The following is a 13,692-nucleotide window of genomic DNA, read 5'->3' on the forward strand; positions in this document are numbered from 1 at the left end:
ATTACTCTACTACCAAATCAAACACAACATTGACACTTGCTCTGAAGGTAATCGATTCTTGTAAATACTTACCTTCTGGTACGGTATTAATACGTGAGCCCGTTACCATGATTCGTTCAATATTTGTGTTGCTACCATAGCCAAAGTGACTACCTACCTCTTGCGATTGAATACTATACACCCGACCAAGTTTCGCTTCGAATGCGCTAGCAAGGCTACTTCCCTGCTGTTTGGCATTCGCTACTGCTTTATCAAGAGCGGCTTGCTCGTAATCTGAAGCTTTGGTTGATAAAAGTTGAATTTGCTCGATTTGATTGACGCCCACTTTAAGGGCAAAATTTAAAAATCGGTCCAAAAGAGAGAGTTGTTTAAGGCTGACTTTGACCTTACGCGTGGCTCGAAAACCATCTTTAACATGGTTATCGTTTTCGTCATAGCGCATGTTCGGCTCTACGAAAATTCGACCCGCAGAGATACTTTTTTCGTCTATAGAGAAATTATTTAAGCCCGCCAGGAGTTCATTTACTTGCGCATCGACTTGCTGCTTAGCCTGCACACTTTCAGCTTTAACTGCTTCAAACTCTAACGTGATATCAGCCCTGTCGGGGGCGGTACGCACAACAGCCTCACCTTTAACAACAATATGGCGATTATCTGGCAGACTTGTTGCAGCCATTGCAGAGCTGGTACATAAAACCAGTGGTAACAAAGATTTAAGCATCATAACCTCCCCCTAGAAAAGGCTATGATGCCTTGCCTGAGCAAAAATGTACACTCAGTTCAGCCGTTACTGCGGATAAATTTTAGGTACCTCTTTACTCTAAATACATCATTAATTTGTTGCTTTATGAACGCCCAGATTGGCCAAACGTTAGGATTTGCCTGTTTGTTCTTACTTAAACGCGTTAATTGATACTTTACCATTGCCATATTCGCAAGCGAGGCAAGTGGTTTATTCTTCCAAGTTATCGCCGCAAGTTCTGGTGTAACATGTGAGCCATTTCGCCACTTATTAACTAATGCTGGCTCAATTGCAAGAGCCGTTGCAATACCGACCATATCGACGCCTTCTGCCATTACCTGATCTGCCACTGATTTACGTTTAATACCACCTGTGATCATAATCGGCATTTTCGCAATTTGACGAATTTCTTTTGCAAACTCTAAAAAGTAAGCTTCGCGAGCCAACGTTCTGCCATCCCTTGCACTACCTTGCATTGCTGGCGCTTCATAACTACCACCGGAAAGCTCTACTAAATCAACATTTAACTCACCCAGCATAGCAACCACTTGCTTAGCATCCTCAAGACTGAAGCCGCCGCGTTGAAAATCAGCTGAATTTAGTTTTACCGCAACCGCAAAATGCTCGCTCGTTGCGGCTTTAATTTGCTTAACAATTTCAATTAATAATCGAGCGCGATTTGCAAGGCTACCACCCCATTGGTCACTTCGCTTGTTAGTTAAAGGAGATAAAAACTGGCTTAATAAATAGCCATGTGCCGCGTGCACTTCAACACCAGAGAAACCAGCCTTTTCGGCTAATGTCGCAGTATTTACAAACCGTGTGATGATGTCTTGAATTTTGGCTTCATCCATCGCTTTAGGGGCCGTGAAGTAACTCGACATTTTACCCATGTCCATTTCCACAGCTGAAGGCGCCCATGTTTGCTGCTGCAAACTTGCTGGCATTTGTCGGCCAGGATGATTAATTTGCAGCCAGAACTGACCACCATTTGCCTGCCCTATTTTTGCCCACTGCTGAAATACAGCTAGGTGTTTATCATTTTCTAATACCACTCCACCTGGGCCTGTCATCGCTTTACTATCAACCATAACATTGCCCGAAATAATGAGCCCTACACCACCGTCAGCCCAGGCTTTATACAAGTTAAAAAGCTGAGTTGACGGGAGTAAGTTTGCATCAGCTAAGTTTTCTTCCATTGCGGCTTTTGCAACACGATTCGGAATAACAGAACCATTTGGTAATTTAAGCTCAGAAAATAAGGTCATAACAGTCTCCATAGTTGGGAATGTCAAAACTATAAGCTTAAAGTAAACTTTAAGGTCAATAGCTATTTGTTATTTTTTAACCCCATTTGTGTCAGAACTCGTTTAGCATTGTCTGCACAATCCATATCATCTGGTTTTGCATCTATTTCTGTGAGGATCTCAGTTAAGCGCTGTTTATTTTCGGCTAACTTGGCTTGTAATTGCTCGATATCCATCACTTTTTGTTTTAATGCATCAATAAGTTGAGCATGCTGCCAACCAGATAAATCCGCCGGTAATAGCGCTTTTAATTCATCTAAGCTAAAACCGGCTTGTTGCCCACTAACTATCAAGTTTAAAGCGACTTCAGCCTCCTTAGGGTACGAGCGATAGCCATTTGCTTTACGCTCAACCATTTTAAGTAAGCCAATATCCTCATAAAAACGAATTTTAGATGCGCTGAGACCCGTTCGTTTTGCAAGCTCACCTATTTTCATTGTGTAACTCCTGTCTAGGGTTTAGCTTTAAAGTATGTTGGTGCATATAACGCACTTTGAAAATCAGGTACGTACTCATATTTGATCATACTGCCTAAATCAAGTGAGCGAATAAACTGTGATAATTCTCCCTGATGCAGCTCAAGGCTTACATCTTCATCAGATGTGCTTGATGCATAGCGTAAATATCGATTATCCGCATAGCCCGTTGTTAACTGCCCTTGTTGATTGTGATTCATAAAACTATTTCGAACAAACTTCTCATCGGTTGATTCATCGCTTAGCTTTTTACCTGTGATGATCACATCAGGCTGATTGGTGGCATTATCAAACAATGAAAACGTCAGTGTCTTAGGGGTATTTTTATAGCTAATTTTAGTGGTCCATTTAGGTAGATTATAGCCCACCACACCACGCACTCTCGCAAGCTCTGTATCAACGGGTAGCTTTAAAACAACACCCCAAAAGTCATCATTCCATTGGTTATTAAGTAACGAAATAGCGCCTAAATTCCACGAACCTGGCTTGGTGGTGATCACTGAAATGGCTAGCTCGTTGTATGTATCATTATCGCAGTAATGATAAGCATAAGCCGTTATTGCAACCAACCCTCGCCCTGGCCATAAACTTATTGGCTCAACATGCTCTAAAACACTGGCTGGGATCAATGACGTTAACATATCGAGATCAGCGCTAAATACAGCGGTAATTTTACTGTTTTTATAGTAAAAATTTGGTGAGTAAGACTCAAAGCCCATGTCTACTTTTTGCTTTTTTATGGTTTTAAACCATGACAAATCAACATCGGGAGCCTGCTCAGCTATCACTGATAATGGGGGGTTAGAGCGATATTGGTCATACAAACCACCTTTAACAACAGGCACTTTTTCGCCTGCCAGCTCAATTGTTTTAGTAGCGCTTTCTACGTAACTTGTTGTTAGTAATGCAAGCAATAAGATTAGGTTTTTGATAGTTGTCATTTTGCACCTCGTTAGTCATTAAGATACAAAAACTCTAACTTTAAAGCTCACTTTAAGGTCAAGATAAAAAAGCGAGTGATGATAACTCACCACTCGCAAACTCATCGAAGTTAAGATGATAGGAAATAAAAACTAATCGGCTTTAACTTGCCATCGCATTGTCGACGTAATCTTCGACCATATCTGCAAAGTCTTGGTCAACAATACCTAGCTCAGCAAAGCACAGCTCTTTAATTTTGAACCACTCACTTGAATATTGTTGGTGACGGGCATAGTCCACAGCACTTTCTGCACATTTTAAGATCGCGTACGCCATACGCTGCTGTTCATCATTGTTTTGCTCTAAAAAGTGCGTGTTATGATGATTTAAAATAACGTGACAAAGTGGCTTAGGTAGGTGCCAAGATACCGAGATAAAATAGCCAATCACCGCATGATCGCACTGATAACGAGCCTGTTCTAGGTCGGTAATCGCATACTCTTTAGCTAAATTTGCTTGCTTAAGAACCTCAACATAATCTTTAAATTTTAATGCCATTGCAGCTATACCGACATTATGAAAAAGCCCTAATGAATAAAGCTCGTCCACTGGCATTAATGACTTATAACTGTTACCAAGCTGCACACAGGCATTCGCAACTTCAACTGACTCATCCCAAAAGCGCTCTAAACTAATACAGGCATTGCCTTTAAAATTTTGCTTAAGTAGCGCCAAAGTTACCAACTGGTTAAGCTGATCTAACCCTAAAAACATCGCCGCTTGGCGTATATCACTAATGGTGCGTTGTAAGCCAAACACTGGGCTGTTTATTGTTTTTAATAATAAAGCTGAAAGACTGATGTCTCTTGATATTAGCTGAGCTATTTTATCTAAGCTTGCATCCGATTTTTGCATTTCATCAGCAATTTGGCTCAATAGTTCTGGTTTAGGTGGAATATGAAAACCGCGTTCAAGCGAAACTAGGCGTTGTTCATCTAAGTTGATCATTTGCCCAAGAGCCTCCGTTAATAAGCAACGAGCAATTTAATAGTTTAGATGGGTAAAATACCCTAAGAACTTTGCCTTAGTATTGTTTGAGATCAATGTGTTGCGAAGAAAGGAAATTAATTAATGAAAAGCTAACACGGCACATTATGGCAAGTTGCCATTATATGCCGTTTTTTTGAAGATTTGCTTAGTGAGCAAGTACGCTAAGCCACTCATCTGGGTTTGCTAAAATGAACTCAAATACATCGTTGTTATTTAAAGTAATGCGAATTCCATCAGTCGTAATTGGCAAAATCCCCGCGCCTTTACCTGAACACTTATCAACGTTATTGATGTGCGCTCGTGAAAGTGTGTATGGACCTAAGCCTAACTCTTTATTAAACGGTTCAAAAACAACCTCTTGTTCAGTAACTAAAAGCTTACCATCCGCTTTTGCGACACCCGATTGAATAGTTGCTGCTGATTCTTTGACTGTTTGCGCGTGCATATCCTTTACTCCACCTAACAATGAGTGTGGCTTACACTCAATTAAATCATAAAAATTGCGTACCAACTTAAGATACAACAAGTACGAAAAAAGTACAGTGCAATTGATTCCAAACTTTTTTATAAAGAGCTTATTATTCGCTTTAAGTTATTTTTACCTTAGTTGTTAAGATTTTTTATTATCCTCATAAAAAGTCATTCTGAATTGACCCCCTTTCTTATGTGAACAAATAAAAATGCGCTATGCTTAAAATAACAACAAGATAGGTGCCGTAAACTGATGACAAAAGCACTGCAGCAAACTAAAAACAAGTTGAAAGTGAATGCCATTATCGTGATTGCATTAGTAACGTCGCTCACTATTACCTCATTGTTCTTTTACAAAAATGTCGACTCACAATGGCATGACTATTCAAAAACCGCCGCACACGTTTATGTACTTCACGACAAGCTCATTCAAAGACTTGGTTATGGTGGCTTTATTCACCATTTTAAAAACCTAGTGCTCAGAAAAAATACAGACCTATACCTACCGCCCATTGAAAGTGAACTCACCGAAATAAAAGAGCTCCTTGCCAAACTTGGCGCAATAAAAGAATACGACAAAACTGCACTTACTGACGTTAAAAAAACGGTTATTGAATATGAAGATAAAGTTGATATTGCTTTAAAGATGATTGCTGATGGCGCGACAAGCGAGCAAATAGACTCTACAGTAAAAGTAGATGACACAGCCGCTTTAAAGGCACTTGCCGCTTTTGAGCAACATGTAAACTCGATACTCCAAAATAAAAGCATTGCTATTGATGAAAACTTTCAAATTGCTTACATCGTGCATGTATTAACGATTATATTGCTCACCAGCATATTGCTTATTTACTTTAGAAAGCTATCAAACTCATATAAACAACAGATTGAGCTCACTGAGCGTGCGGTAGAAGGAGCGAGAATAAAATCAGAATTTTTAGCCAATATGAGCCATGAAATACGCACCCCACTTAATGGCATTATGGGGCTGTTGCAAGTTTTGCAACCAAATATTCAAAAACCGAAGAATATAGAAGTTGTTTCTAAGGCGCTGTTTTCTTGTCGATCACTCCTTACCATTATCAACGATATTTTAGATTTTTCGAAAATGGAGGCGAACGAGCTTTCAATTGAACAGGTGGACTTTTCGATGTCGAAGGTCGTTGAGTCAATCAATTCTGATTTTCTGCCGCTTTGTAACGAAAAAGCAATTGAATTAAACATAGATATAGACGATGACGTTGAAGATTTATGGATAGGAGACCCTGTTCGAGTTCGGCAAATTATTTTAAACCTGGTTTCTAACGCCGTTAAGTTTACTGAGCAAGGAAGTGTGCAAGTAAAGATTAATAAATCTTCGCAAAGCCAAAAGCAAGGTGTTGAGATAGAAGTAATTGATACCGGCATTGGTATGAGCAAAGAGGGTTTAATGCATCTGTTTAACCGTTTTCAGCAAGCAGATAACAGCATAACGCGGCGTTTTGGCGGGACAGGGTTAGGAATGTCGATCACCGCGAATCTCATTAACCGTATGAAAGGCAGTATTGATGTAGACAGCGCACTCGGTAAAGGTACTCATTTCACTGTTTATTTACCGCTCAAAGTCTCTGAAAAGCAACACTTAAATGATAGCTTTACGGATGTAACCACACCTGACTTATCGGCTAAAACACTATTGATTGCTGAAGATAACCCGCTCAATACTATGATCATCAAGTCGATGCTAGCAGAAACCAACGCAGATCTTCATTTTGCAAAAGATGGTGCTGAAGCAGTCGAGCTATTTAAACAACTCAGTCCCATTTTAGTTTTAATGGATATACAAATGCCAACTATGGGGGGAATCGAAGCCTGCTCACATATTCGTAGTATTGATAAAAAGGTGCCTGTTATTGCTTTAACTGCCAACGTGATGAAAGAAAATATCATCGAATACATGAACTGTGGTTTTAATGGCCACGTAGGCAAACCCATTGAAAAGCATTTACTATTTAAGGCACTGCATGATGTTATTGCTGTTAGCCGCGACGAACTGGTGGATTAAATTATTGTTGAAAAGTAATAACCCACTGATTTTTAATTATTTGAAAATATACCAAATTTAAAAAATTATTTAATATTTTCAATTGGTTGAAGTTATATTTTACTGCTAACACCCTCATCCATAGCGCTGTACAAATCTTGTTCTTTTTTGATTGACTTAACTAAAAAGATCCCTCATAGTCGAAAAAATCATCAGTACACATTACACCTAATTATAAAACCAAGTAGCAACTAAAATGCTATCAACAAAAATGTGGAGGAGATGCGTTATGAACCGTAAGTCAAAATTAATCTACCGTATTATGTTGGCCTCTAAGCTTCATAGCCGTAATAAAGAGATATCACTCGATACATTAAAACAAGGCTGCTGCCTAAGTGACTCTGAATTACTAACCATTATAAAAGAGCTAGAAATTAAAAAACTGATCAGCTGGGATGCCAGTAAATCTACTTTTATGATTTCAGCCTAGCTCGGCATATTTAAACGACAGCTTAGCTTTTTCTTGCTGTCGTTTTACAAATTTCCCCACCCTATTTAATCATTTAAGTATTTAGCCCCCATCCAACTATAATTAAGCGTTATATTGCTACTTAATCGACTGTGTAACCGCATTGTGAATACGTATACATTTAATTGTAAATATAAGACACCCATCTTAATTTCTATTACTCCACAGAGTAAACCTATAATCAAAACAACCTCTAACTAGACACCCAACTTACAATTTCTCACTTCTCAAAATTATGACTAAACTTAAATTGTTCAACTCATGGAGGAGAAGAGCATGGCAACCCCACGTAGAAACTTAATTAGCATTTCAAATACACCTTACTACCATTGTATTTCACGCTGCGTTCGTCGTGCTTATTTGTGCGGAAAAGATCCACTAACGGGTCGTTCATATGAACACCGGCGCGATTGGGTTGAAAAGAAACTACTTCAACTTGGCAGGATATTTTGTATTGATATTTGTGCCTACGCGGTTATGAGTAATCACACTCATCTAGTCCTGCACATTGATACACCAAAAGCTAAGCGTCTAAATAATAAAGCGATTCTTATTAGATGGCACAAGTTATTCAAAAGTACTTTCCTTTGCCAACGGTTCTTAAATGGCGAATTGCTAACACAAGCTGAGCTCGCTGCGGTTAATATCAGAGTAAATTTATATCGAGAACGGCTCAGCAGCATTAGTTGGTTTATGCGAGTTCTTAACGAGGGTATTGCACGAAAAGCGAATCAAGAAGATGAGTGCAAAGGACGGTTCTGGGAAGGTCGCTTTAAATCACAAGCTTTACTTGATGAAGCAGCACTTGCCGCTTGCCTTGCTTATGTTGATTTAAACCCAGTAAGAGCTAAAGCGGCTTATTTACCTGAGCAATCTGACTACACCAGTATTAAATCTAGATTTAATGCAGCTCAAAATAATAAGCAACCAAAATCACTTATGCGCTTTGCAGGTAAACCACGAAAACATATGCCTAAGGGACTACCATTTGAACTCAAGACATATCTGCAACTTGTAGATTGGACAGGCCGTTCAATACGACAAGATAAGCCAGGGAAAATCCCAGAAGATGCGTTACCAATACTTGAAAGACTAGGTATTTGTACTGACAACTGGCTCACACTCACCACTTCCTTTACCCGCTCATTTAAAAATACTGCAGGTAAAGAGCAAGCAATAACTGCTTATGCAAATCACATGAAACGAAAACGAAGAAGCTCTATTAGCACTAGTCGTGCACTATTTGCCTAAACCGAAACTCGAAAATGTTTAAAGTAGCCTGCATTTGGACTAAGCTTGCCAGAAATAAGGCACTAGTCAAACAATCACTACTGAATCATAAAGACATAACATTCTATGTACAAACCAATTGAGTAGATTAATTTAGAATGACTAAGCAAGTCGCTTTTAGAGCTTGCTATTAAGAATATTTACTATAGTGGGTGTCTTAATAGTTTTTATAACCTGTACCTGACTAACAGTGTCTTTTTCAAATCAATCATGTACATAAAAACGAAGTTCACATTTTTAATGTGGGTGTCTAGGTAACTCTTTTTTAATGTGGGTGTCTAATTAACCCTATAGAGTGGATGTCTCGATAACTTAAAAATAAGCATACTTAAAGTTAAGTTTAATTAATACAGAATGAAATAAGATTTCTAAAGAAAGTTTAAAAAAAGGAATTTATATGAAGAAAGTCACCCAAATAGAATTTTGGGTGGCAGTCTTACCAGCCGCATCTCGGCACACACGTCACACGCTGTGGCTGCTCCCTTCCGGGCCTGACCAGGTTCACCTGCTAGTGTTGCGAGAGGACCAATAAGACTACCATTGAGGGCCTTGTTTGGCGCGGGAGGGATTATCTCTACTTTTAGCCTGTTATTCAAGGGGTATTCGAAAAAGAAAGTGCGATTGCATACTTGGTATACAATCGCACTGTAATTAAGGGGGGTTATCGCTTACTTTTCAAGTTCAGCTTTAATGTTGCGCAGCGCAGCTTTTACTTTTTTCATATTTTCTGGGCCCATACGCAGTAATTGTTTTTGCGCATCAGGTAGGTTTTCCCACTCAGAGTAAGCATATTGATACGTAACTGAGTTGCGAACGAGTGGCATATCACCTTTAGGCTCTGGGGTATCAAGCAGTACGTCAATAGCCTCTTCTAGCGTGCCTGTGAATGCATCACCTTCGTAGCCAATTTCTGCATAAGCTTCGCTGATAAGTGGTTTGTATTCATCATACATACGAATTACTTGGGCAGCGCTTAGGCTGGTAAATAGTTTTACGTATGGTGTATAGCGCTCATAGCTATTTGGGTCGATTGTTAAGATATCGCCCTCAATAACTTTAAATGATTCTTTAGGGCGCTCTACAGGTGCATGGCTTAATGCCACTTTACCTTTTGCGATGTTATCAACATACACAACACCGCGACGAATAAGGTCATCGGTCACCATTAAGCTCATCACTTGGTCACTTAGTAACTCATCCATGCGAGCAACAACCACTTCATCGCTTTCATTTAACGTTGGAAGCGGCTCAACTTCTGGAACTGGCTCTGGAGTGCGCTCTGGTGCAGTATTCACTACAACAGGTTCTGGCTCAGGCTCTGTCACTTCAGGTTCAGGTTCAACTTCTGGTTCCTGATACTCCACTACAGGCGCTTCTTCTGCAACAATGTCTTCAACAACTTGCACTGGTTTATCTTCAGGCTTTAATAAAATAAACGCTGCCACACCAGCAACAAGGATAAGCACAACAACCGCAAAAATAAGGTTATTATTTGATGAACCTTTTTGTACTTCAGGCTCTGACGAATGCTCTGACATAGACACTCCCTTAAAAATAAAACAGATAAAAATACGAAAAAACCATTTAGCCTTGAGCTAATCTTTGCTTCTTCTAGCTTAAAGACTTACAGTTGATAAATAAAGTAAAGACGCACAACTATTTAAATGCAACCATGAGCAGTAAGTTAAAAAAAACACAGCACTCTAAAATCGCTTTATTACTAACAGGTGGTGGCGCCCGAGCCGCTTATCAAGTTGGTGTGCTTAAAGCGATAACGCAAAGCATGCCTCGTACAGCACCGCTGCCCTTTACTATTATTAATGGGACATCAGCAGGCGCAATTAATTCCGCTGCATTAGCATGTTATGCATCGTGTGCGCATTTAGCATGCAAAAAACTTGAATGGGTGTGGAAGAATTTTTCGACTTCTCAGGTTTATAAAAGCGACTTTTTAAGTGTGTTTTTGCATATTACTCGCAACATGCTCACAAGTTTTCAATCTGAACATATAAATCATCCACCAGCGAGTTTACTGAACAATAAACCTCTTCGAAAACTGTTGCACGAAATACTCGATTTATCGCGTATCGAACGAAATCTACATAAAAACTACCTAGATGCAGTATCGATTACAGCTTCGAGCTACACCACTGGTGACTCTGTAGCATTTTTTCAGTCACTTACACAAAAACCGTGGCGCAGAGCAAAACGTGAAGGGCAAGCTACTCGCATTAATGTTGAGCACTTAATGGCGTCGAGTGCCATTCCTATGGTGTTCCCGAGCGTGAATGTTTATAACCACTATTTTGGCGACGGCTCTATTCACCAACTTTCGCCACTGAGTCCGTCCATTCACTTAGGTGCAGAAAAAATCTTTATTATTGGTGTTGATGAGCCAAAAGAATTGCATCCGCCGGGTTACCAGCCTCATTACCCGGGCCTTTCTAATATTGCAGGTCACTTACTCGATAGCGTATTTACCGACACGCTACAGTCTGATTTAGAGCGTTTAGAGCGTATCAATCGCACGCTAAGCCTGTTACCTGCCCGCGACAAACACCAGGAGCTTAAACAAATCGAAACTTGCGTGATCAACCCATCGCAAAACTTTAATGCAATCGCAGCTCAGTTTTATGATGACATGCCTATGGCAATCAAACTGTTACTACGCATGATAGGCGTGAAGAAACGTTCGCAATCGAGTTTAACTAGCTACTTACTGTTTGAAAAACGTTATACCCAAAAGCTCATTGAAATTGGCTACCAAGATGGCCTTAAAAAGCTACCTGAAATTCGTAAATTCTTAGAGCTGGAGTAGCTAATAGCTACTCCATACCGTCAAGTAAAAACCTCTCTACCCGCTCTACTCGGCGAGGTTTGCCTTGCAACACTAAAATGTCGCCTGCCAATAAAATAGTTTGTGATGAAGGTGCGTCAATTTCGCGGTCTTGTCGGCGCAGCGCTCTAACCGACACACGGCGCTGCTCAAGTTTAAGCTCACTAATTTTCTGATTAACCGCATAAGCGTGTTCTGGCAGAGCTATAACATGTAAATACTCAAGCCTATCTGAACTTGCCTCTTCGCCATCGAGTTTATCGCCAGTGAAAAAGCCATTTAAAAACTTATAACGATTGCGCCGCTCTTTACTCACTCGGCGTATAATCCGTGTCATCGGCACGCCAGACATATAAAGCACATGCGAAACTAGCATTAGGCTTGCTTCGAGTGTTTCAGGCACTACCTCAGTAACACCGAGTTCTTTAAGCGTTTCCATTTCGGTATCATCTCGCATCCGTACCAGTATTTTCACGTCAGGAGCTATTTGCTTGATGGCATCAACAACAATTTGCGTTTGCTCAAAATCAGTAAAAGTAATAATGACTAGCCTTGCCCGCTCTACACCCGCCGATTTTAAAATATCTTTTTGATTTACATGGCCAAAAATAACTGGCTCACCAGCCGCTTTTGCTTCTTGCAATAAGATGGGGTTGCTCTCAACCGCTACGTATTCAATTGCTTCGGGCTTTAAAAAACGCGCAACGGTTTGCCCAACACGAGAAAAGCCACAAATCACAATATGATTTTGATACAAAGGGCTACTTGTCGCGAGCTGTTGCCAGTACTGCCCTGCATGGCTTAAAAGGCCAAGTTTTTTAAGAATAAGCGGTGTTTTTTCAATAAGGTAAGGCGTTAGCGCCATTGAAAGTACGCCAACTGCAATTAAAAATGAAGCTTGCTCTGAGCTTATCAGCAAATGCTGCGAAGCAAGTGCAATTAATACAAAGCCAAATTCTCCCATTTGCCAAAGCATAATACCCGCCGATACCGCATCTTGCTTACGCTCCCCCATCACTTGCGCAGAAATAGCAAGCACCGCAATTTTGAATAGCAATAAGCCAATTAATACCGCGATGATCCAGTACCAACTATTAAGTACATAAAGCACATCTAACTGCATACCGACGGTAACAAAGAATAGTCCCATCAATATATCGCGAAACGGCCGAATATCGGCTTCTAGTTGGTGACGATAATGGCTTTCTCCTAACATTATGCCGGCTAAAAAGGCGCCTAACGCCATCGATAAACCAAATAGGTAGGTCAGGCCTGCGGCAAACAAGGCAACCAATAAAGTCGTTAGCATGAATAGCTCATCGGTTCTTACCAGCGCTATTTCGCTAAACACTTTAGGCAAAATCCATTTACCTATGCCAAACAATAAAATACACACTAAAGCGCCTTTAGTAAGTGCAAAAGCCAATGCTCCTGCAATTTCTTCAGAGCCACTTTGTGCTAGTAAAGGATAAACAATGAGCAGAGGGACAACAGCAATATCTTGAAATAGCAACACCCCTATTGCCAACTGGCCGCGGCGCTGGTTTAAATCTCCAGACTCTTTAAGTAACTTAACCACCACCGCCGTAGAAGACAGTGCCATTAAACTGGCGATGGTAAAACTATTTAAAAGGCTGTGCTCTAACAGCAGTAAAATCAGCATAAATACAATGCTAGTCACCACGACCTGTAAGGAGCCAAGGCCAAATACAATATTGCGCATCGCCATTAAACGCGGCAATGAAAACTCAAGCCCTAAACTAAACAGTAAAAATACAATGCCGAGTTCGGCAACAAAGTGCATTTCGTGGCTTTGCGCCATCCAGCCAATACCATGACTCCCCGCCAACACGCCGGTGGCAAGATAAGCAAGAATAGGTGGTAAACCAATTCGTTTGAAGAACCAAACAAATAATACGGCAGCGACGAGCAAGCCAAACACTTGAATCAGCACATTTTGCAAGCAATAAACTCCCTTCTACTTGATGATAAAGCTGTACCCTACCTTAAATATAGCAACCATCTGTTTTTCAGCCAGTTTAAAAAT

The 13,692-nt window shown here is 40.3% G+C and carries 12 protein-coding genes and 1 other RNA gene; 4 read left to right on the forward strand and 9 right to left on the reverse strand.

Annotated features, from left to right (window positions below; translation table 11 throughout):
• Position 1: 1 nt before the first annotated feature.
• From AUR67_RS17790 to AUR67_RS17815, 6 genes are all read right to left on the reverse strand, one after another.
• Positions 2 to 724 (reverse strand): SIMPL domain-containing protein, encoded by a 723-nt coding sequence (locus tag AUR67_RS17790; protein ID WP_058586254.1) that lies wholly within the window; start codon positions 722 to 724, stop codon positions 2 to 4.
• 56 nt (positions 725 to 780) lie between these two features.
• A complete protein-coding gene (locus tag AUR67_RS17795) occupies positions 781 to 2,010 on the reverse strand; it encodes an NADH:flavin oxidoreductase/NADH oxidase family protein (protein ID WP_058586255.1) in 1,230 nt (409 codons plus the stop codon).
• 62 nt (positions 2,011 to 2,072) lie between these two features.
• On the reverse strand, positions 2,073 to 2,486 hold the full coding sequence (locus AUR67_RS17800; protein WP_058586256.1) for a MerR family DNA-binding transcriptional regulator: 414 nt from the start codon (positions 2,484 to 2,486) through the stop codon (positions 2,073 to 2,075).
• A 14-nt stretch (positions 2,487 to 2,500) separates the two neighbouring features.
• Positions 2,501 to 3,466, reverse strand: a complete 966-nt coding sequence (locus AUR67_RS17805; RefSeq protein ID WP_235591857.1) for a hypothetical protein — start codon at positions 3,464 to 3,466, stop codon at positions 2,501 to 2,503.
• Positions 3,467 to 3,608: 142 nt separating this feature from the next.
• On the reverse strand, positions 3,609 to 4,454 hold the full coding sequence (locus AUR67_RS17810; RefSeq protein WP_058586257.1) for an HDOD domain-containing protein: 846 nt from the start codon (positions 4,452 to 4,454) through the stop codon (positions 3,609 to 3,611).
• Between the two features lie 187 nt (positions 4,455 to 4,641).
• Positions 4,642 to 4,941: a hypothetical protein gene (locus AUR67_RS17815; protein WP_058586258.1), complete on the reverse strand. Its 300-nt coding sequence runs from the start codon at positions 4,939 to 4,941 to the stop codon at positions 4,642 to 4,644.
• Between the two features lie 279 nt (positions 4,942 to 5,220).
• On the opposite strand from AUR67_RS17815, the gene AUR67_RS17820 reads away from it, so the two are divergent.
• The 3 genes from AUR67_RS17820 (at position 5,221) to AUR67_RS17830 (ending at position 8,770) form a co-directional block, all read left to right on the forward strand.
• The gene (locus tag AUR67_RS17820) at positions 5,221 to 7,011 is read left to right on the forward strand and encodes an ATP-binding protein (RefSeq protein WP_058586259.1); all 1,791 of its coding nucleotides are present in this window, start codon (positions 5,221 to 5,223) and stop codon (positions 7,009 to 7,011) included.
• 268 nt (positions 7,012 to 7,279) lie between these two features.
• The gene (locus AUR67_RS17825; protein WP_058586260.1) at positions 7,280 to 7,480 is read left to right on the forward strand and encodes a hypothetical protein; all 201 of its coding nucleotides are present in this window, start codon (positions 7,280 to 7,282) and stop codon (positions 7,478 to 7,480) included.
• A 315-nt stretch (positions 7,481 to 7,795) separates the two neighbouring features.
• Complete coding sequence (locus AUR67_RS17830) at positions 7,796 to 8,770, forward strand: transposase (protein WP_058586261.1); 975 nt, start codon at positions 7,796 to 7,798, stop codon at positions 8,768 to 8,770.
• A gap of 473 nt (positions 8,771 to 9,243) precedes the next feature.
• Here AUR67_RS17830 and ffs read toward each other — a convergent pair.
• Positions 9,244 to 9,340, reverse strand: an RNA gene (gene ffs / locus AUR67_RS20815) — signal recognition particle sRNA small type.
• Between the two features lie 137 nt (positions 9,341 to 9,477).
• A complete protein-coding gene (locus tag AUR67_RS17835; protein WP_058586262.1) occupies positions 9,478 to 10,347 on the reverse strand; it encodes a DUF3014 domain-containing protein in 870 nt (289 codons plus the stop codon).
• Positions 10,348 to 10,481: 134 nt separating this feature from the next.
• Between AUR67_RS17835 and AUR67_RS17840 the strand changes: the two genes are divergently transcribed.
• A complete protein-coding gene (locus AUR67_RS17840; protein WP_058586263.1) occupies positions 10,482 to 11,627 on the forward strand; it encodes a patatin-like phospholipase family protein in 1,146 nt (381 codons plus the stop codon).
• A 7-nt stretch (positions 11,628 to 11,634) separates the two neighbouring features.
• Here AUR67_RS17840 and AUR67_RS17845 read toward each other — a convergent pair whose 3' ends face one another.
• Positions 11,635 to 13,608 (reverse strand): monovalent cation:proton antiporter family protein, encoded by a 1,974-nt coding sequence (locus AUR67_RS17845; RefSeq protein WP_058586264.1) that lies wholly within the window; start codon positions 13,606 to 13,608, stop codon positions 11,635 to 11,637.
• Positions 13,609 to 13,692 lie beyond the last annotated feature (84 nt).

Source organism: Pseudoalteromonas sp. XI10 (assembly GCF_001469895.1).
GTDB lineage: Bacteria > Pseudomonadota > Gammaproteobacteria > Enterobacterales > Alteromonadaceae > Pseudoalteromonas.